The following is a 19,615-nucleotide window of genomic DNA, read 5'->3' as shown; positions in this document are numbered from 1 at the left end:
TAGTTATGAATAAGGTTTCGTTACCGGTAATTGTTTGGGTAGTCATCGCAAGCTCAGGGTTATATGGCTGCAGTGACGAGAAGTCAGCTACACAGCATATTGAGGAGGCTTCATCACTACTCTTAGCGAATGACGTTGATACTGCAATTATCGAGCTTAAAAACGCCATTAAAGCTGAACCTAGAAACCCTGTTGCCCGTTTGAGACTCGGGGATGCTTACTTAAAGCAAGGAAATTACATTAGTGCAGAGAAAGAGCTAGAAAAATCACTGTCATTAGGGGCAGGTTTAGATGTTGTTCTTCCAGAACTTGCATCTGTAAGAGCCAAGTTAGGTGACCACCATGGTGTCAAGCAAATTATGGAGCAAGCCGTTAACATTGAAGAAAACGCCTATGCTTCAGTACTTCTCTATGCAGGCGTATCAGCGGTAGCCACTCAAGATATTGAGGAAGCTCAAGACCTTTTTAGCCAAATTATTGGATTAGATCAACAAAGCCTCCAAGCTCAGTTTGCCAAGGCCTATTTGGCACACACTAAACAGGACTATAGCAAGAGCTTACTACTCGTCGACGAGATACTCATTCGAGCGCCAAATCATCGAGATGCAATGCTATTTAAAGCCTCTACACTCTACAGTCAAAGGCAATACCAGTCTGCTAATAGTGTTTTAGAATCCTACTTGGCGATAACGCCAAAAGATCATAAGGCAGCATTTTTTAATATTAATAGCCTAATTAAAGCAGAGCAGTATGAGCAAGCAGATAAAAAATTATTAGCACTGTTGAGAGTCTTTGGAACCTCACCTTTAGGCAATCAATATAAAGCAGAAATTGAGTATCAAAAAGGGCACTTTGAGGAGGCAAAGAATTACGCAGAGTTATCTGAGCAATATGGGAATAAGTCCCCGCTAGTAAATGTCTTAATAGGCTTGAGCGCTTATCAGTTAGGCCAATTAGAGCAGACATACGAAAATCTTATTCGCGTTGAAAACTATTTTGAACCGTCTCATCCAGTATTTAAGGTGCTAACCATAGTTAAAATAAAGCTTGGTTATGATAATGAAACCGCAAATTCTCTAGCCACAATGGACGGATTGACGCCTGATGATACATCACTTTTACAGCTAACAAGCTTTGAAATGGCGAACTCTGGAAACTTGGAGGCCGCACAAAAGGTGATTTCCAAAGCCACGGCTTTATCACCTAATAATGCTCAAGTATTAGCTCAGCAAGGCGTTATTTTATTATCTAATCAAGACGAAGCAGGTATACGATCTTTAGAAAAAGCCTTGGCACTTGATTCTGAATTAGCAGAAGTCGAGCTGTCATTAGCCATGCAATACCTAAAAAGTGGTGAAATATTCAAAACGGAAGAAATTGCAGAGAAATTTCTATCATTGGAAAACACATCGGAATACGGTCACTTATTAAACGGCCTTATTCAAATTGAGAAAAAAGCATACGGTGATGCAATACAGAATTTCAATAAGGCGCTAAAAGTTAATGAAAATAGCATCATGGCATTGCTTAATCTCGGCTTTTTGCACGAACAGTCGCCTGACTTGGCTTTCGACTATTACCGTCGCGTGTTGAATCTTGAGCCAGGCCATAAAGTCGCTATCCAGCGCTTTACGTCGTTGAGTGTGAAACTTAATCAAGCCTCCAACGCCATTGGCTTTTTAGAGGAATTAAGGGGGACTTCTCCTGATAACATCAGTATTATTTTGGGATTAGCTCAAAATTATCGATTCAATAAGCAAGTCGACAAAGCAATATCCCTACTGGAAGAATTTAACGCTAACGAAAGTTTGCCGCCAGGCTACTGGGTAATACTGGGAGACTCTTATACCCAGCAGCATAAGTTTGTTGAAGCCAACGAGTCTTTTGCTGCTGGCCTAAAGCTTTATCCAGAGCATTATTTGTTAAACCTGCGTTTAATCGGAAGCCTTGAGTTATCTCGTGACGTGCCCAAAGCGCTAAAAGCAGCTATGGCAGCTAATCAAGTATTCCCTAATAATCCTCGTATAAAGATGCTGCTGGCTCATTTAGAGCTTGAAAATAATAACATTGAGGCCGCAAAAAAACACATCGAGCAATTTAGGCAGAATAATAGAAACAATCCATTTATTGACCGATTGGTCGGTAAGATAGCTATGCTGGAAGGAGATTTCGCTACATCGGTTGAACACCTCACATCTGTTTATCAACACAACCCAAATAGCGTCAATGCCGTTAGGCTCGCTAGAGCATTGAAGTTTAATGGCCAGCAAGCTGAAGCCGAAAAGACCTTGGAAGTCTACCTCGAAGGAGACCCTAACAACACCAGATTAAGGTTACTTCTGGCGGAGCTCTACACCAAAGAAAATAAGGAAAAAATCTTCGAGCAGTATAATTGGTTAATTGCTAAAAATCCCGCCAATATTGCCGCTCTTAATAATTTAGCGTGGCACCAGCATAATTTTCAGCTATCTGAGCAGGCTATTAAAACCATAGAGAAAGCGCATCAACAGCAACCCAAAAACCTTATGCTACTTGAGACATATGGCGTTCTTTTGGTGGCTAATAATAATCACCATCAAGGTATTGTTATTTTGGAGCAGGCGTTAGCTGCGGGCTCCAAAGATGTAGATGCTCACATTAGTCTAGCCCAAGGCTATATCGCCTTAAACAAAAGCCAAGAGGCTAAGGCTATATTGCTAGCATTGCACAGCGCTAATCAGACTCGAAAACCTGAGATAGAGGACCTGTTGAGTCAATTAAACTGATGCACAAACGTTACTTCTTATTCTCATAGGCAGCAGGTTTAAAGATATTATGTTAACCGACACACAAAAGATAAAATTGATAAAAGCAGGTATTTGCGCACCTTCTGCGGATAATTCACAACCTTGGCTATATGGCTGGGAAGGCAATGATGTACTGTTATTGTTTTTGGATGAAAGCTTATCTGGAGAGGCTACCGACAGCACCTTTGTATTATCTGACTTAGCTGTAGGAGCAGTTATTGAGTCGATTGTCTTAGAGGCGATGACCATTGGTTATCATGGTGAAGTTGAATTATTTCCAAATGGTGATGGTAAACCATTTGATATAGCACAGATTAAGTTCAGTCAATCTAATAGTGGTAATGATAGTGAACTATCGCTCGCTAATTGTATTCCTGCAAGGTGTACTGATCGTCGATTCCCCTTTACAGGTGTTGTTGATGACAGAATGTTAAGCGATATACAAGATGTGGTTAATGATTCGGAACATGGCTTGATAGGCTTTAATCAAAACCAAGATATTTTAAACATCATTCCTACTATCGCCAAAGCTGAGCAAGTAAGGTTCGAATCTCAACAGCTTCACCAAGAAATATTCAAAACGGTAGTATTCAATAGAGAGCACTCACCCACGGGGATGAATCTAAATGTCCTAGGAATTAAATGGTTTGAAACGCTCGGATTTAAATTGCTCAGCGCTTGGCCAGTAATGCAAGTACTAAATGCCTTGGGGGCGAGCAAGCAAATTGCAAATAAATCAGTGGTATTACCAATAAAGCAATCACCGGCTCTTCTGTTACTAACAACTTCTGCTCAGTCTAGAAAATCAATAGTAAATTCAGGCCGACAGATGCAGCGGGTTTGGCTTAAATGTACCGAGATGGGCTTGTCGGTACAAATATATGCTGCACCAGGTGTTTTGAGTTTGATAAAGCCTAATGTTGGAAAAAACCAACTTGAGACATTATCAGCTGTCGAGTCAGATTTAAATAATCTGACTGCCAGTTTAGCAAAAGGGCGCGGGTTATTGTTTTTCAGAATTGGTTTTATTGCAGGTGCAATAGAAAAAACGGGTCGAAGAGCGCAGTCATCATTTGAAAAGTAACAATTGACTGTCTAATTATTTTACAGCTAAAACCACCCCTACGTGATTAGCAACTTATTCAGTCCAAAAAAACTAGATTAAACAACGTTTTGAATTGGTTTTTCTTTTTGGCTTCAATCTTGCAAATATCTATGTGAGCAGCTTTTTAGCATGACATGCAAGTAGTTAGTAGCTGAATTTAGGTTAATTTGAAGAGATTAATTATAGGAAGGACATAATTATGAAAATAAAACATGTTTTAATCGGTGGTGCGCTAGCTTTAGGTTTGTCGGCTAATGCATCAGCTGTAAATGTCGGGGGAGTTGTTTGGGAACCCTCGAGTTTATTCGACTGGACGTCTAACTCCAACTTAATTGAAGACCTGTTGGATCCGGGTCCTGACGGTATTTTTGGTGCTGAAAATGCAGCAAATGGAGCAGATGATGTTGTTACAACATTATCTGGCTTCGGTATCGTAACAGGGCTGAATAACACAAACCAAGGCACTTTTTGCCCTTCTTGTGAGCTAACATACGAGTTTGGTGGTTTTGAGCTTTCGAGTGTCATTCCGCAATCGCCGGGCGCTGATCTTGGATTCACCGGTGGGTGGATTCGCTTTTACGTCGATAATCCATTGTCAACACCGTATGATGGCAACGATAGAACGACAGCCAATGATGGTACCTTGTGGTTAGCACTCTCTGCCCGTGATCAAGCGAGCACCATTCACCCCGGCTTAGTCAGTATTGAAGCCGACCTTTCGACCTTTGGCGGTGGCGGTGATGCTGGTACAGGCGCTGGTGCACTAGATGTTGATTTTACCTTTGGTGGCGGCGGTTTAGCGGCTAATAATTTTGACACTAATACCCAAGTAGCTGGCACGGATGTCTTCTTTAGTACTAGCTTCCAACCTATTCCCGGCGGAGCAACACCAGATGGACTTGAATTATTTGGTACTGCTGACTTTAGAGGTGCATCAACAATCCCAGAGCCTTCTTCAATTGCTTTAATTGGTTTAGCAATGCTTGGCTTTGCAGGTTTGAGACGCAGAAAACACTAATGTAACGTCAGTTGTTATCCCGTTATAGTAGTATGTTGTCACTATTTTCTTCTAAGCGCTCGGTGTACTTCATCGGGCGTTTTGTATTATAGAGCCATGTACTCAGTCTCTGGATAAATCGGTTGGTAGCCAGACGAGGACACAATAAAGCTTGTGTAGCTTACGCAAACAAAATGGCAAGAATGGCTTGGGCAATCACCATTTCTCACGATTGTAGACCTTGTAAAAATCTAACTGACGTGATCGGCATCCGTCAACGGATTTACTCTTTTTCTCATCGATTCGTCTTTTAGTTCGAGTTTGATCGCGCTGTGAACTAGCCGATCTAAGATCGCATCCCATGTGTTGATTCGCCGATCATTTCGTACCAATTCGCTACAGGTAGTTGGCTGGTGATCAAGGTCGATTTAAAATCATATCTCGCATCAATGATTTCAAGCAGGTCGCTGCGCTGTTGGGCGTTCAGTGGCTCCAACCCCCAGTCATCCAAGATCAGTAAATCACAGCTTTTGAGTTTGTGAATAAGCTTGCGATAACTGCCATCAGCTTGTGCCATAAACAGCTTTTCCAGTAATTCTTTGGGCCTGAAGTAGTAAATGCTGTATTCCTGTTGGCGATAATGATGTCCGAGTGCATAACTAAGGTACGTTTTACCACAACCTGTTGCCCCTGTTATGAGTAGGTTATGGTGCTGCTTGAGCCATTCGCCTTGAGCGAGACTGTGGATCTTGTCTTTGCTCAGCCCTCGCTCGATGTGGTAATCAAGTTGATTGAGATTCGCTTTAAGCCTGAACTTCGCTTGTTTGGTCAGTCGTTCAATACGCCGTTGTTCTCGACCAGTAATTTCATGATCAAGCAACAAGCTTAAACGCTCTTCGAAGCTTTGCTCCATATAGAGGTTCGGCTGCTCTGCCTGTTGGGCTAACGCGGCTTTCACGCCGCTCAGTTTTAACGTGGTTAATTACCTGATCGGCATCAATGTTATTGGCTATGTCCTGTATAATTGTTGCTGTACTGTATATAAATACATGTAGACGTAATTAAGGACATCACATGAACCAATCACTGTTAGCATTAGAACAACTCATTAGTGAACTCGATACTGTTGATAAACAAAGGCTATCAACACTTATTGAGGGTCAACTGAGTGGACAAGGGTGCTTAGACTTTTTGCACACAAAACGTGAAGAGGTTAATCAATGCCCGCATTGTCACTCTCGGCAGATTAAAAAGTATGGGAAAGTGTCTCACCGCCAGCGCTATCGTTGCAATAACGAAGATTGCCAGCGAACCTTTATGTGTACCTATAACACACCTTTTTATCGCTTGAGGCACCTCGACAAATGCCTGAGGTATTTTAAATGCATGCTCGATAGTCTAACGATTAGGAAAAGTGCACAGCGCTGTCACATCAATAAAAATACTGCGTTTAATTGGCGTCATCGTTTTCTTTCACTGATGACCAAACAAGGCGACGTCACACTTTCTGGGATAATTGAAATGGATGAAACTTTATTTCGATATTCCGAAAAAGGCACTAAGCATTTAGGGAGAGCAGCCCATAAACGGGGAAAGGATAAAGCAGGTCGAGGCCGTAAGAAAGGTGACTGGGTACCGGTTTTAATTGCTAGAGATAGAGAGAACCACGTTTTTGACAGTTGCTTAGAAACTGAAAAAGCGAGCCATCTTACTGAACTTTTTAGTCATAAAATTGCGAAAGACTCTGTCCTATGTAGCGACGGCTTTCGCTCGTATCGAGTCATGGCGAAGCAATTAAATATTGCTCATAAAGAAATTAATTTTTCTAAAGGTATCAGGGTAGTAGAGAAAGTTTTTCATATTCAAAACGTCAATGCTTATCATGGTCGGTTGCACAATTGGATGAAGCGGTTTCATGGGGTTGCAACCAAGTATCTATCGAATTATCTAGCATGGGATAGATTTTTTGAAACTCGCACTAACCCGAATGAAAACAATTTGTTATTAGCGCAGACACAGTTAATTCAGACATAGCCAGTGTTATTTTAGTGATCGCGATGCATGGGAATATGCATAGATGGCATAACAGGTCAAACTGGCATATTGAAAACCTAAAAACCTCAGCGGATACACCGCGAAAACCTGATAAGGACAATATGCGCGATTTACATCTAGGCCAGAGTCAAAAGGTGAAAGCCAATGACTCATCAATAGGCCGAATATATGACTGCAATCCTGTCACTGTTATCTAGTTGCTTGTACCTTGCAATACAGGAGGAGACCATATATTAGGTTATCTAACATCGGCCTTCTATCATCAACATTACCCGCAGTGACTTTTACCGCGAATAATCCACCCTCACCATTCATTATCAGATTAAGTTTGAAGCCAGAAAACCAGCCTATAGTGTGCCTCTGCCTCACTCAACAACATCAGTAAAAACTTGGTGTCTAGGAATACGCATATTGTGACAAACTTTCAATGAGGTAGAGTCAATAAACGCAATGCCTGTTGGCTTGGCAAATCGTTGTTTGAGGTAGCTGCATAAGTCAGGTAAGACGGTTTGTAGCAGCTTCAACACTCGCGTGTAACTGACCAAGTCGGAGAAATAGTGTCGCCAATATTGGCAAGCAAATTGAGTGTAATAGGTTTTAAAGTCTCGATAACCTGATTGGTGAAAAGCAATCAAAATGGTCATTACTTCGCTAGACGTTAGCCGTGATGGCTTGATCCGTTGCTTCTCAACTGTTGCAATTAAGTGTGCTTACCATTGTGGTTCAAATGACAAACAAAAATCACTGACACCTACATAAATTGAGTCTAAGTTGTTCATGCCCTTGTCCTTGGTAATCTTGTGTCTCTTGGTCGAAAGATCTGATCATCACTAGGGCATTTAGTTCAATTTCTTATGCGCAGTCCAGGTTAATTTACTTTTAATACATGTGCACTTTATGAAAAATAAAGTCAAACCATTGGCTCAAAGTTTATAGATGTAGGTAGTTGGAAAAGTGAAAAGTTATATATTCATTTTTCGTTTAGCTAATTTGTACGCTAGCTTTTGGAGCAGGTTGTTATTGCCACCTGGTCGCCATGTTTTCTTGAACTGGTTGGTGTAGGCATCGAAATGTAAGCCATAAGGTATTGCTATAACATCGCCGCGATTTAGCAGAATCTTGGCAACATTGGCTCCCGTGACGCCAGCGGCTAATTTACAGGCTATGGTAGTAGATGGGCCTTTTTTGTTTGCCAGATCCAGCTTGCTCGGGTCGACAAGATAAGCTTGTTGCAAAGCGGCAGGTGTTAGGCCAAGGAAAAAACGCAGGTACTGTTCATTTTCGCTGTAACCTTCTAGGCGAAAATATTCTTCAAATGTCATCCCGCCGGGTAAAAAGTTAAGGTAGGCGGTTCCCATACCAATCGGGGCTGCCGTGGTCGCAGGAATGTTTTTCTCTGCACATAGTCGAAATACTCGCTTGCGCGCTTCAAGGGCAAAGAAGTCGAGTGAGTCGACATAGCAGTCGGCATTTTTTAAAAACTCTTCGGTGTTTGCTTCGTTTATGCCCTCAGGAAAAGTTTTAAACTCAATTTCAGGATTAATGGCTTTTGCCATAGCAATCATGGTATCAAGTTTTTTCTGGCCGTAGGTGTCAACGGTAGCGCCCACTTGTCGGTTGGTGTTCTCACAACCAAACTCGTCAAAATCGGAAAGATTAAATTTGGTGATCCCCAGCCTTGCTAGCGTTAGTACGTGGTCACCGCCAACTCCCCCCATTCCGGCAATAGCGATACGTTTACTCTTTATTATTTGCTGCTCTGCTTCGGTCACCCACCCGATATTACGAGAAAAGGCGATATCGTAATCAAACGTATGACTCATGTGAGATTTCCATATTATTTATCTAGTGGGTTGGCAAAAGGAACAAGGAACATTTGATTCGACAGATCGTTGAATATCTTTTGGTATAGTTCAGCTAATTCAGGACTTAGATGAGAGCAAAAACCTGAACGTTCAAGATGAAACATAGCACGAATGCCATGATAATCCATTTCTTCACCGCATTGAACAAATGGTAGACCAAAACGTGTTAAACGGCGATTGAGTCTAGGCTCCATCATAACGAATGCTCCCCTGTGATTACAAATGTCTGCCAACGCCACAGCAGCTATATATAGTCCCATGGCAATATTGGGAAAATTGCGGCGCTCTTCTTCGGTATAAACAGTTGCAGGGTTGATACTTTTCAGCACGAACGGCACATTTTTTTCATTTTCACGACGACGAAAGCTTGATAACACCGCTAGACGAGATATTTCACCAAAGCTACCACGCGGCAGTTGCGTCGAATCTATAACGTCTTTTCGAGCACTTTCTAAACAGTGCGCTTCAAAGGGGAGCTTTAGCTCTGGTTGATTGGATGGGGGAATCACCAGCCGCACGCAGCCAGCGTATACCCCCGTTCTTTTGTGCTCTAGTAGACAGTGGAATGCGTAGTCGTCACATTCATCTGTTTCCATATGGCGTTCGTTCTCAGGCTCCCATCCAAGCTCTGCTGCATACACACCATAGCGAATTTTAAAGGCTTCTTGTCGAAGTGCCTTAGTGTTGGCAAACTTAATCTGAAAATGTTGGGCGAAATTTTCGGCTAATGAATATCCGGCCATATCTTTTCCATCGTTGTTACATCAAAAATTGGCGTTTATTTGTACGCCCTTAACTAACTATAACAAGTTATTTTGATATTTCACCAAATAATCAGCGATTGTCTGAAAATTTTACATAAAGCTAAACCAATGAATTTATAATAAAATTTCACTCAATTCAGGTTGGCTCAGAAACGCTTGTGGGCTGGCTGTGGCACCGTAAGCGCCCGACTGATAAACGGCGATATAGTCACCGATTTCAATGGGAGGGAGTGGCACTTTATCCGCCAGAATATCGAGTGGGGTACAAAGCGGGCCGACAATTGTCGCTGTAGACAACTCGTCATTCGAACAACCTACTTTATTGCCTACAACCACTGGATAGTTTTTTCTAATAACTTGTCCGAAGTTACCAGAGTTCGCTAGATGATGGTGTAAGCCGCCATCACAAACCGCATAGGTCGTGCCGCGCGATTCTTTGACATCAACAACCTTGCACACATAAAGTCCAGCTTCCCCCACAAGGTAGCGGCCAAGCTCCATGATCAATTCTATATCTTTTAGCGTTGAATATTGGGCGATAAGACTCGCTAAATTGTCTGTGACTAATGATAAATCAAGCCGCTGCTCACCAGCGAAATACGGAATACCTAAGCCGCCACCAATATTGATGTAGTCAATGGGTACGGGTGTCATGGCAACTAGTTCTTCCGCTAACGCAAAGGTTTTCTGATGCATTTCCATCAACGCTGCTTCTTTTAGGTTTTGCGAACCAGCGTAGATATGAAAGCCGCGAAAGTTAAGCGCTTGATAATCCAACTCAGCCAAAATACTCGGTAACTGCTCTTGATCAATACCGAAAGGCTTGGCACCACCAGCCATTTTCATGCCTGATGCTTTTAATTCAAATGCTGGGTTGATGCGAATGGCAATATTGGGCTTTAGCGCGAGTTGCTTACCTAGCGCAATTGCGCGATTAATCTCGGTGAGCGATTCAGCGTGCAAGGTAATACCGGCAACAATAGCCGCGCGGATATCGTCTTCCGTTTTTCCGGGGCCTGCGAAGCTAATTTCATTGGCGGGCATGCCCGACTGAATAGCGAGCAACATTTCTTTGCTTGAGGCGACATCGAAACCACTAACAAGTGGCTGCATAAAGTTGACCAAAGGGGGATACGGGTTGGCCTTTATCGCGTAGTGTAACGAAATTTCTGGGGGGAGTGCGTTTTTGAGTTGTTTAACGGTTTGTGCAAGCGTTACGCGATCATAAACATAAAATGGTGTTCGCCCAACCAGCATCTCAATGTGTGAAAGCGTTTTATCGCCAATCATTAGTTGATGATTTTGCTGTTGAAATGGCGTTAGTGAATCATGTGCTTTCATAACGTTAATCCGTGTAAATCCCTTGGTAATCGCGGTTTAGCATAGCGCGGTCAATTTTGCCGTTAGCATTGTGTGGCATGTTATCAAGCACAATGATCCGTTTAGGTACCATAAAGTTGGCGAGCTGTTTCTGACAATGCTTGTTAATCGATTTGCTCAGTTCTTCATGACTGGTTTCGGTTGAGGCCAGCACAAAGGCCACGATGGCTTGGCCTAACTCTGGGTGCTTGGCACCAATCACCGCAGCTTCTGCAACGTGTTCGTGCTGATATAACGCCTCTTCAACTTCCATTGGACTGATGCGATAGCCAGAGCTTTTGATCATCTCATCTGCTCGCGCGACGAAATAGAGATAACCTTCCTCATCTTGCTTGACGGTATCGCCGGACCAGACCGCCATTTCTGATAACATAATACCTTGAGGTTTACCTGGCGCTGGCTTAAAACGGGCGGCCGTTTTCTCAGGGGCATTCCAATAGCCTAAACTTACCAACGGGCCAATATGAACCAGCTCACCAGGCTCATCTGGCGCGCACCTCGTGCCGTCTGACTTAACCACAACCACCTCTGCATTGGGAATTGCTTTCCCCATTGAGCCGGGTTTATTGTCTACTTGCTCTGGTGGCAAATAAGTCGACCTAAATGCCTCAGTCAGGCCATACATCAGATAAGGTTTCGCTTGAGGCAATTTTTCGCGCAGTGTGGCGAGATTTGCTTGTGTTAAAGCACCTCCGCTATTGGTGAAATAACGAATGGATTGGCCGCTGCCATCAGGCCACTTCAAACTGCATAACTGACTGTAGAGTGGCGGCACCGCGGCAAGTCCTGTGACTTGGTATTTGTCTATGGTTGAAAGTACATCGCGCGGCAGCAAGTAATCCAGTAAAACACATGACGCGCCAACAGCAAAAGCGGTTGTAAGCTGGCTTAAACCGTAGTCAAAACTGAGCGGTAGCACAGCCAAAATGACATCGTCTGCGGTGTTTTCCAAATATTGTGCAACTGATTGCGCACCCACCACCATATTGTGATGAGATAAAACAACGCCTTTGGGCTTGCCTGTACTGCCTGATGTGTAGAGAATCGCCGCCATATCGCTTGCGGTTTGCGTGTGTAATGTTAATGCTTGTGTACTGTGATTAGCAAAGTGCCCCCAGCTAATGATTTTCGCCTCGCCAATTTGGCGTGCTTCTTCATCATTGGCGTCTAATAAGATTACATATTTCAGGCTAGGGAGTTGAGTAATGCGCTCTGCTAACGGCGTTAGCCTTGCTTTGTTGGTGATGAGTATTTGGATATCGCAATCGTTAACAATGTGACTCACTTGCGGCGCTTTTAGCACAGGGTTAATCGGTACAAAGGTACCTCCGGCGGCAGAGCAAGCAAATATAGCTTCAACGGCCTCAATACTTTTCGGTAGGTACACACCAAGGCGTTGATAGCGCTTTAGCCCAATCGCCTGCATACAGCTTGCTAGATGGTTGACTGCCTGTGCCAGCGCTTGGTAAGTGAGTTGCTGATTTTTATCGTGAAGTGCAGTTGCATCAGGCGTTTTTAATGCGCTTCGTTCAATCAGTTCGTGTAATAAAATGGCCATTTTTCATCCTGAAAGCAATATGTACCAGAGAAACGGCGGATACCGCGATTGCTTGTTATTATGACCATGTTCACACCCTGTTAACAAGCCTTAGGCACGGGTTTGTTCACCATTGAAGTGAGGGGTATTAGCCGTTGAACCCAGACAACTGGGGTTGTACCGCTGTTTTTACTTTTGTTTTCACCGGAATAATGTCTCTTGCCGTAGTGTAGCCCGTTTCGAATAAGGCGAGTTTTTGTTGTCTCGTAAGATTGAAATCAACGGCAGAGCAATCGCCAGTGTTGACCACAATCGTATTGTGCCAAAACGCGTCGTTGATGTATTCGCGTGACAATGTCGTCATAAAAGTACGAATGAGCAAGGTGATGTAATTGAAAATGGGCAGCAAGCCAGTGACTTTCAGGTCTTGATACTCATGCTCGCCGCGCAGGCGAAAGCATAACACAGGGGTAGAATTACCATCCCAATCGCGATGCAGGGCATCTTCTGAGAGAATACTGCCATCGACCATAATGCGTTTGCCAAAAGGTTTGAAGCTAAACACGAGCGGAATCGACATTGAAAATCGTACGGCAAGTGAGACTTTCATATTGGGCGTACGCTCGCGATCAAATATCACCGGTTGGCCGCTTTTCACATCAGTAGCGACGATATGCAATGACTTATCCATTTGCGCAAAGGTTTTACCCGCAAGCAGCTCATCGACCCAGCGTTCAAAAAAATCACCTGAGCTTAGCCCGCCGTTGCGGATCAATTTTAATAAGGAGAACTCGCGAAACTGGTTGTAGTCCGTATTGATCGCAATATGCTTCATTTGCTCCAGCGAATGGCCGGCGGCGTATAAGCTGGCAACAATACTGCCGCCGGAAACGCCAACGATATCATCAAACTCAACACCGAGCTGTGCCAGTGCTCGTAGAATACCAATATGGGCAGGTAACCGGGTTCCGCCTCCTGCCATAATAGGGATTATTTTTGTCGTCATAGCTAAACCTCGCCAACAATTAGCATTATTATGGTTTATAGTTGGAAAAGTTACCTAAAATTGACAGACTTAGAGATGAAACTAGCTCACTACAAAGGAAGGTTTATGCGCATCTTGACCTCATTAATTGCGTTGTTTTTACTGGTAAATACTGCCTATGGTCACGATATGGTTAGCTTGGTTAAAAAAGTGAAGCCATCAGTTGTTGGTATTGGTGTTTATACACCTCTAGGCAATCCTAAAAATGAATTGCGCGGCACAGGCTTTGTGATTGGCAACGGCCACTATGTGGCGACTAATCACCACGTTTTACCAGAAGTCCTCGATCCCGAGCGATTACAAGAAATGGTGGTTTTTGTCGGAGTTGGCCGTGATGCTAAAGCGCGTAAAGCGACAATTGTTGGGTCATCTCGCTATCACGACTTAGCGATATTAAAAATCGAAGGAGAGCGACTTCCTGCCATGTCGCTTGCCGGCGATGATTTCTATCCCGAAGGCAGCGAAGTGGGCTTCACGGGGTTTCCCATAGGCGCCATTCTCGGCTTGTTTCCGGTTACCCATAAAGCGATGTTAGCGAGTATTACACCGGTTGTGATCCCGGTGAAAGACACGCGCGAGATGTCGATCACTATGCTCAAGCGGTTGCGCGACCCTTATATGGTTTATCAATTAGACGGTACGGCTTACCCCGGTAACAGTGGTAGTGCGCTTTATGACGAAACGGGGAAAGTGATTGGCGTTATCAACAAAGTCTTTGTGCAAAGTACCAAAGAGGCGGTTATTTCCAATCCCAGCGGTATCACTTATGCAATCCCCGTTCGACACTTACGTAAACTAATGCGTGATAACCAAGTTTCAGAATAAACTAGCACCAGCATCATCAAGTGCCAGAGAGTTGGTATTTCCGCTGAGTGCGCGTTAAAGCAAGTGAGCTAAAGCAACTTGATTTTATGTACCTGCTTTACGCGCTTGGTTTTACGCGAATTATTCTGCACTTGCCGTTAGTGACCCACCGTAGCTGGTTTTGCGATACAAGGCGGACAAGGGCACTAATTCAATACCGTGTTGTTTAAGTTGGGGGATCAGCTTGGTTAAGGCGGCCACGGTTTCTGGATGTGGATGGGCGATAGCAATCGCAGTTTGCTGGCGCTTGGCCTTATTTATCAGCTGTTGGAACTGGCCTGCAATGTATTGATGAGACAATTGATTGTCTAAGAAAACATGGCGGCTCATGGCTGGCACGCCCATGCGATCGGCGATAGTTCTTCCTAATGATTTGGGGCTGGTGACGCTGTCGAGAAACAACAATTCTCGTTTTTTAAGAAACTTCATTGTCCACAACATAGGTTTCGCCAAGGTCGTTAAATGGCTGCCCATGTGGTTATTAATGCCAATGGCAAAGGGGACTTCCTGTAGAGATTCATCAAGCGAAGCGGCAATAGCGGCCTCGCTCATGTTGGCTGTGAGTGCCCCAGGCCCCAGTTTTTTACCCTGCGTCGATTCCATCGGTATGTGCAAAATAACATCTTGATTGCGGCGATTAGCTTCTTCTGCAATGCGTTTTCCGTAAGGGGTTTGAGGCAGTACGGCATAGGTGATATTACCGGGAATAGTCAGCACCTGCCGATCGGTTGTACGATAGCCAATATCATCAATGACAATGGCGATTTGAGCAGGTTTAGCGTGCGCAAGTGTGCTTACCAAAAGCAAAAAAACGGAGAAGAAGCGAATCACGAACTTAGCATTTTATTTTGTTGTTATAACGCAAGCCTATCAGCTTTGCTCAAGTTGGTCGATGCGTTCTTGGAAGGCGTTGGGATTATTTACACCAAATTTTCGGGTTGACGGCTTTGCCTCGATGACGTATCTCAAAGTACAGACCCGGCTCACTTTGCCCGCCACTTTGGCCGACGAGTGCAATTGGCTCACCCGGCTCAACCGTATCGCCAACATTTTTCAATAGTGCTTGATTGTGGCCGTACAAACTCATGTACCCTTTACCGTGATCAATCACAGTCACTAAGCCATAGCCTTTTAACCAGTCCGCAAAGAGTACTTTACCGGAATAAATACTGGTCACTTGCTTGCCGACACCCGCAGAGAGCATAACGCCTTTCCAACGCAAATAACCTTGTTTTCGCGTGCCAAAAGAATGCTTCACTCGGCCACTTACTGGCCAACGCAGTTTACGTTTTAACTTGCCTAGTCCCGGTAAATTCTTAGCTAATGCACTTTGACGCGCCAAGCGCTCTAATTCGGCGACAAGGTTTGCTTCTTCTTGTTCAAGTTTGGCGAGTTTTTGCTTGTTCGATAATAGCTCCTTGCGCAGTGCGGTCAGTGTTGCTTTGCGTTGTTGCTTGCTTTGCTCTAGCGCTTTTCTCTGTGTTTGCTGTGTCTTTTGTAAGTTAGCTAACTGCGCCGCTTTTGCTTGCTGTTCAACTTCAACTTCCGATAACCTTGCAATGGTTGCTTGAAACGACTCTATTTCTTCAATTCGGGCTTTGTTCAGGTATTGATAGTAGGTTAGCGAGCGCTGCACTTGACTTGACTCTTCCTGATTGAGGAGCATTTTTAGATAATCGTGCTGGCCTGTGGTGTAGGCTGTGCGCAGCTGATGTGCCAATGCTTTTTCTTGCTGCTGCTTGTCTTTTGTCAGCTGTCGCTTTTCCTTTGCCAGGCTGGTGAGTTTTTTTTGCGTCGCGGTTAACGACTTGCCCGTAGTGTTAATGGCTTTGGCCACTTTTGCGATGGCAAAGTCATCTTTCTTGAGTTGGGCATTGAGCTTGCGACGTTTTTTGCTGACCTGAACAATGGCAGATTTCTGCTCTGCAATTTCCCTTTGAACCGATGAGAGCTGTTTTTTAGAGCCACCCTGAGTGTTTTGCTCTTTACTTTGAGCTTGATTTTGCATCGCCAAGGCCGCGCTTGGGGCAATTGCTAACGCTGTTACCAGCGCGCCGGCCAAGGCAATCGACAGTGCACCGCTAGCGGCAAAGCCAGTTGCGGTGCGTGGTTTTTTTCTCAACAAGTGCACGGGGTCGTACTAGCTCAGTTGCATCAACACCTTACCCGTCATTTCCGCTGGTTGCTCAAGCCCCATTAAATACAATAGGGTTGGGGAAATATCGCTCAGCGCGCCATCATTGACGGGCGTTGCACTGCGGCCAACATAAATCAGCGGTACAGGTTCACAAGTATGTGCGGTATGTGCTTGACCAGAGGTTGGGTTTACCATTTGCTCAGCATTGCCGTGATCGGCGGTAATCAAACATTCACCGCCAACTTTTTGCAAGGCTTCAACCACGCGGCCAATGGCCTTATCAACGGCTTCACAGGCTTTTACGGCAGCATCAAATTTACCGGTATGACCGACCATATCGCCATTGGGGTAATTACAAACGATAAAATCGTGCTCACCACTTTCAATCGCGGCAACCAGTTTGTCGGTTAGGATGGGCGCGTTCATTTCTGGTTGTAAGTCATAAGTGGCTACTTGCGGTGACGGTACTAAAATACGCTGTTCGCCGTCAAACTCGGCTTCCTTACCACCACTAAAAAAGAAGGTCACGTGAGCGTACTTTTCTGTTTCAGAGATACGCAATTGCGTTTTGTTGTGCTTAGCTAGCCATTCACCCATCACGTTATTGAGTGGCTCTGGCGGAAATGCGCAGCTCGTCTTGATGTCGGCGGCGTACTCAGTGAGCATGACAAAATCACTAATGGCAGGCACTTTGGCGCGTTCAAAACCATCGAACGCCGAGTCGACAAAAGCACGCGTAAATTGGCGTGCGCGATCTGCTCTAAAGTTCATAAATACCAAAGCATCGCCATCTTCAATGGTGATTGCTTGGCCATCAGCGTCGGTAATGACACTAGGTTTGACAAACTCGTCATTTTCGTCGCGATCATAAGCTGCTGCTAAGGCATCGACAGCAGAGCCGTATTGATATTCTGCTTGGCCACTGACCATCAAATTGTAGGCCGCTTCCACGCGCTCCCAGCGTTGATCTCTGTCCATGGCGTAGTAGCGGCCAACAATTGACGCAACTTGACCATTGCCTAGTGCTTCGAATTTAGCTTGCGCCTTGACTAGTGAGTCGTGAGCACTGCGTGGTGGCGTGTCGCGACCATCTAAAAAGGCGTGCAGGTATACTTTTTCAGCGCCGCGAGCTTTCGCTAGCTCCATCATGGCAAAAATGTGATCTTCATGGCTGTGCACACCACCCGGCGACATCAGGCCGAAGATATGTAGGGCTTTGCCCGCAGCTTTGGCCTTATCAACCGCGCTGCACAAAGCGCTATTGTCAACGAACGTTTGATCGTCAATGGCTTTGGTGATGCGAGTGAAGTCTTGATACACGATGCGACCAGCGCCAAGGTTAACGTGCCCAACTTCTGAGTTGCCCATTTGCCCCTCCGGTAAGCCAACGGCCATGCCAGAAGTACCAATGAGCATATTAGGAAAGCGCGCCTTCAAGTCGTCAAGTACAGGAGTGTTGGCGTGAAAAATAGCGTTTGATTCTTGGTTTTCACGGTAACCCCAGCCGTCAAGGATAAGTAGTACCATTGGCTTCTTCGTTGGCATTCGATATTTCCTAATTCTAAATTGGCGAAAAACTGGAAGATTATTTTACACAGATGGCGGCCAATAGCACTAGCTAACGGGAAATTTGTCGGTGTTTATCGAGTAGATAAATATCACTGGCGGCATAGGTTTGGGTTTGGCTGGTGAAGTCTGTATACTGTCGGCGTTTTTAGTTTCAACCCACAATGGTAAGTATTTATGGATCAATTAATGGTTTTTGCCGCCAATCACCCATTGCTAAGCACTGCTTGGGTCGCATTGTTCGTTGCAATTATTGTGATCACTGTGATGATCAAAATGTCACCGGTAAAACAGTTATCACCGCAAGAATTAACGTTTCAGGTCAACAAAGAAAACGGCGTAGTTGTCGATATTCGAACTGACAAAGAATTCAAAACTAGTCGCATTATTGATGCCGTTCACTTAACGCAAGAAAAAGCCAATAAAAATGACTTTGCCGCCCTTGAAAAACATAAAGACAAACCCATTATTGTCGTATGCACCGCTGGTTTAACGGCAACAAAAGTCGCGAATCAACTGATGAAAGCAGGCTTTACCCAAGTGAGTTTGTTGAAAGGTGGTATGAATGCATGGGTTGGTGCTGGCTTACCAGTTGCCAAGAAGTAGATAAAAATTTAAAGAGGTCGTTATGGCGGTAAAAATCGAAATTTATACAAAAGGGTATTGCCCTTACTGTAGCCGAGCTAAGTCGCTGCTTGATTACAAAGAAGTCGAGTACACTGAGTACCGCATCGATAAGCAACGCGAATTACGCGATGTGATGATCGAGCGTGCAGATGGCGGCCGTACGGTTCCTCAAATTTTTATTAATGATGCCCATATTGGCGGTTGTGATGATTTAGTCGCATTAGAGCACGCCAAAAAACTAGATGCATTACTCGCGCAATAAATCGCGCGACGAATTGAATACCAAGTTTTAAATAGCATTTTAAAACGTTAGTTAGCGCTATTTAGCTAAAACATAGTAATAACAGAAACGCACAGTGACTCTTGCCGTGCAATAAATTAATAGGAATATTTCAAATGGCTGATGAAAATCAAAACCCAGCAGAGCAAGCGGCACCTCAGTTTGCGATTCAACGTGTGTACACTAAAGACATTTCTTTTGAAACACCTAACTCACCAGCGATTTTCCAAAAAGAATGGAAGCCAGAAGTTAAGCTAGACATTGATACTCGCTCAAACAAGTTGCACGACGAAACTTATGAAGTGGTATTGGCGGTGACGGTAACGGCAACGGTTGAAGGTCAAACTGCATTTTTAGCGGAAGTACAACAAGCGGGTATTTTCACCATTGGCAATATTGACGAAGGTCAATTAGCACATATGATCGGTGCGTTCTGCCCGAATACCTTATTCCCGTATGCACGTGAAACCATTGCTAACCTAGTTAACCGTGGTTCATTCCCACAGCTTAACTTAGCACCAGTAAACTTTGACGCTTTGTTTGCTTCTTACTTACAACAACGCCAAGCGCAGCAAGAAGCGGCGAGCACAGAAGCTCACTAGTTGAG

16 protein-coding genes and 3 pseudogenes are annotated in these 19,615 nt (G+C 44.3%); 9 read left to right on the top strand and 10 right to left on the bottom strand.

The window, feature by feature from the left end:
* The first annotated feature begins 5 nt into the window (after positions 1-5).
* The 4 genes and pseudogenes from prsT to DXX93_RS21235 all read left to right on the top strand — a co-directional run.
* Positions 6-2,765, top strand: coding sequence for an XrtA/PEP-CTERM system TPR-repeat protein PrsT (gene prsT, locus DXX93_RS19685; protein ID WP_116009598.1), 2,760 nt, complete (start codon positions 6-8; stop codon positions 2,763-2,765).
* 49 nt (positions 2,766-2,814) lie between these two features.
* Positions 2,815-3,870 (top strand): hypothetical protein, encoded by a 1,056-nt coding sequence (locus DXX93_RS19680; protein WP_116009597.1) that lies wholly within the window; start codon positions 2,815-2,817, stop codon positions 3,868-3,870.
* A 220-nt stretch (positions 3,871-4,090) separates the two neighbouring features.
* A complete protein-coding gene (locus DXX93_RS19675) occupies positions 4,091-4,909 on the top strand; it encodes a PEP-CTERM sorting domain-containing protein (protein ID WP_116009596.1) in 819 nt (272 codons plus the stop codon).
* Positions 4,910-5,013: 104 nt separating this feature from the next.
* Positions 5,014-5,121: pseudogene (locus DXX93_RS21235) on the top strand (IS110 family transposase); the annotation flags it as partial.
* Between the two features lie 18 nt (positions 5,122-5,139).
* Here the strand turns inward: DXX93_RS21235 and istB are convergent.
* A pseudogene (gene istB, locus DXX93_RS19665) lies at positions 5,140-5,855 on the bottom strand (IS21-like element helper ATPase IstB).
* A 107-nt stretch (positions 5,856-5,962) separates the two neighbouring features.
* Between istB and DXX93_RS19660 the strand changes: the two are divergent.
* Entirely contained in the window at positions 5,963-6,922 is a 960-nt protein-coding gene (locus DXX93_RS19660; RefSeq protein WP_116009595.1) for an IS1595 family transposase, read from the top strand.
* 261 nt (positions 6,923-7,183) lie between these two features.
* Here DXX93_RS19660 and DXX93_RS21255 read toward each other — a convergent pair.
* From DXX93_RS21255 to DXX93_RS19625, 6 genes and pseudogenes are all read right to left on the bottom strand, one after another.
* Positions 7,184-7,722, bottom strand: a pseudogene (locus DXX93_RS21255) (transposase); the annotation flags it as partial.
* A 183-nt stretch (positions 7,723-7,905) separates the two neighbouring features.
* A complete protein-coding gene (locus DXX93_RS19645; RefSeq protein ID WP_116009592.1) occupies positions 7,906-8,766 on the bottom strand; it encodes a ThiF family adenylyltransferase in 861 nt (286 codons plus the stop codon).
* Positions 8,767-8,780: 14 nt separating this feature from the next.
* Positions 8,781-9,551, bottom strand: a complete 771-nt coding sequence (locus tag DXX93_RS19640) for a PEP-CTERM/exosortase system-associated acyltransferase (RefSeq protein WP_116009591.1) — start codon at positions 9,549-9,551, stop codon at positions 8,781-8,783.
* 135 nt (positions 9,552-9,686) lie between these two features.
* Entirely contained in the window at positions 9,687-10,913 is a 1,227-nt protein-coding gene (locus DXX93_RS19635) for a pyridoxal-dependent decarboxylase, exosortase A system-associated (protein ID WP_116009590.1), read from the bottom strand.
* A 4-nt stretch (positions 10,914-10,917) separates the two neighbouring features.
* Entirely contained in the window at positions 10,918-12,510 is a 1,593-nt protein-coding gene (locus tag DXX93_RS19630; RefSeq protein WP_116009589.1) for an acyl-CoA ligase (AMP-forming), exosortase A system-associated, read from the bottom strand.
* A 127-nt stretch (positions 12,511-12,637) separates the two neighbouring features.
* Positions 12,638-13,495, bottom strand: a complete 858-nt coding sequence (locus tag DXX93_RS19625) for a patatin-like phospholipase family protein (RefSeq protein WP_116009588.1) — start codon at positions 13,493-13,495, stop codon at positions 12,638-12,640.
* Positions 13,496-13,600: 105 nt separating this feature from the next.
* Between DXX93_RS19625 and DXX93_RS19620 the strand changes: the two genes are divergently transcribed.
* Positions 13,601-14,359 (top strand): S1 family peptidase, encoded by a 759-nt coding sequence (locus tag DXX93_RS19620; protein ID WP_116009587.1) that lies wholly within the window; start codon positions 13,601-13,603, stop codon positions 14,357-14,359.
* Between the two features lie 120 nt (positions 14,360-14,479).
* Here DXX93_RS19620 and DXX93_RS19615 read toward each other — a convergent pair whose 3' ends face one another.
* From DXX93_RS19615 to gpmM, 3 genes are all read right to left on the bottom strand, one after another.
* On the bottom strand, positions 14,480-15,199 hold the full coding sequence (locus tag DXX93_RS19615; protein ID WP_258872725.1) for a divergent polysaccharide deacetylase family protein: 720 nt from the start codon (positions 15,197-15,199) through the stop codon (positions 14,480-14,482).
* A gap of 115 nt (positions 15,200-15,314) precedes the next feature.
* Positions 15,315-16,520 carry a murein hydrolase activator EnvC family protein gene (locus DXX93_RS19610; RefSeq protein WP_147302727.1) on the bottom strand — a complete coding sequence of 402 codons (1,206 nt, stop codon included), beginning with the start codon at positions 16,518-16,520 and terminating at the stop codon, positions 15,315-15,317.
* An 18-nt stretch (positions 16,521-16,538) separates the two neighbouring features.
* On the bottom strand, positions 16,539-18,080 hold the full coding sequence (gpmM, locus tag DXX93_RS19605; RefSeq protein ID WP_116009584.1) for a 2,3-bisphosphoglycerate-independent phosphoglycerate mutase: 1,542 nt from the start codon (positions 18,078-18,080) through the stop codon (positions 16,539-16,541).
* A gap of 198 nt (positions 18,081-18,278) precedes the next feature.
* On the opposite strand from gpmM, the gene DXX93_RS19600 reads away from it, so the two are divergent.
* The 3 genes from DXX93_RS19600 to secB all read left to right on the top strand — a co-directional run bounded on the left by DXX93_RS19600 (position 18,279) and on the right by secB (position 19,610).
* Positions 18,279-18,707 (top strand): rhodanese-like domain-containing protein, encoded by a 429-nt coding sequence (locus DXX93_RS19600; protein WP_116009583.1) that lies wholly within the window; start codon positions 18,279-18,281, stop codon positions 18,705-18,707.
* Positions 18,708-18,729: 22 nt separating this feature from the next.
* A complete protein-coding gene (gene grxC, locus DXX93_RS19595; protein WP_116009582.1) occupies positions 18,730-18,990 on the top strand; it encodes a glutaredoxin 3 in 261 nt (86 codons plus the stop codon).
* A 134-nt stretch (positions 18,991-19,124) separates the two neighbouring features.
* Positions 19,125-19,610 carry a protein-export chaperone SecB gene (secB, locus tag DXX93_RS19590; protein ID WP_116009581.1) on the top strand — a complete coding sequence of 162 codons (486 nt, stop codon included), beginning with the start codon at positions 19,125-19,127 and terminating at the stop codon, positions 19,608-19,610.
* Positions 19,611-19,615: the final 5 nt, after the last annotated feature.

Origin of the sequence: Thalassotalea euphylliae (genome assembly GCF_003390335.1) — a bacterium.
GTDB classification, from domain to species: domain Bacteria; phylum Pseudomonadota; class Gammaproteobacteria; order Enterobacterales; family Alteromonadaceae; genus Thalassotalea_F; species Thalassotalea_F euphylliae_B.
Note: the sequence above shows the minus strand (reverse complement) of the source record. Positions and strands in the feature narration are given on the sequence as shown.

What these genes read in the sequence shown, in the direction of transcription:
- DXX93_RS19630 (WP_116009589.1), bottom strand. Translation starts at nt 12,510, where the DNA reads ATGGCCATTTTATTACACGAACTGATTGAACGAAGCGCATTAAAAACG.
- DXX93_RS19675 (WP_116009596.1), top strand. Translation starts at nt 4,091, where the DNA reads ATGAAAATAAAACATGTTTTAATCGGTGGTGCGCTAGCTTTAGGTTTG.
- grxC (WP_116009582.1), top strand. Translation starts at nt 18,730, where the DNA reads ATGGCGGTAAAAATCGAAATTTATACAAAAGGGTATTGCCCTTACTGT.
- DXX93_RS19600 (WP_116009583.1), top strand. Translation starts at nt 18,279, where the DNA reads ATGGATCAATTAATGGTTTTTGCCGCCAATCACCCATTGCTAAGCACT.
- prsT (WP_116009598.1), top strand. Translation starts at nt 6, where the DNA reads ATGAATAAGGTTTCGTTACCGGTAATTGTTTGGGTAGTCATCGCAAGC.
- DXX93_RS19660 (WP_116009595.1), top strand. Translation starts at nt 5,963, where the DNA reads ATGAACCAATCACTGTTAGCATTAGAACAACTCATTAGTGAACTCGAT.
- DXX93_RS19620 (WP_116009587.1), top strand. Translation starts at nt 13,601, where the DNA reads ATGCGCATCTTGACCTCATTAATTGCGTTGTTTTTACTGGTAAATACT.
- secB (WP_116009581.1), top strand. Translation starts at nt 19,125, where the DNA reads ATGGCTGATGAAAATCAAAACCCAGCAGAGCAAGCGGCACCTCAGTTT.
- gpmM (WP_116009584.1), bottom strand. Translation starts at nt 18,080, where the DNA reads ATGCCAACGAAGAAGCCAATGGTACTACTTATCCTTGACGGCTGGGGT.
- DXX93_RS19625 (WP_116009588.1), bottom strand. Translation starts at nt 13,495, where the DNA reads ATGACGACAAAAATAATCCCTATTATGGCAGGAGGCGGAACCCGGTTA.
- DXX93_RS19645 (WP_116009592.1), bottom strand. Translation starts at nt 8,766, where the DNA reads ATGAGTCATACGTTTGATTACGATATCGCCTTTTCTCGTAATATCGGG.
- DXX93_RS19635 (WP_116009590.1), bottom strand. Translation starts at nt 10,913, where the DNA reads ATGAAAGCACATGATTCACTAACGCCATTTCAACAGCAAAATCATCAA.
- DXX93_RS19680 (WP_116009597.1), top strand. Translation starts at nt 2,815, where the DNA reads ATGTTAACCGACACACAAAAGATAAAATTGATAAAAGCAGGTATTTGC.
- DXX93_RS19640 (WP_116009591.1), bottom strand. Translation starts at nt 9,551, where the DNA reads ATGGCCGGATATTCATTAGCCGAAAATTTCGCCCAACATTTTCAGATT.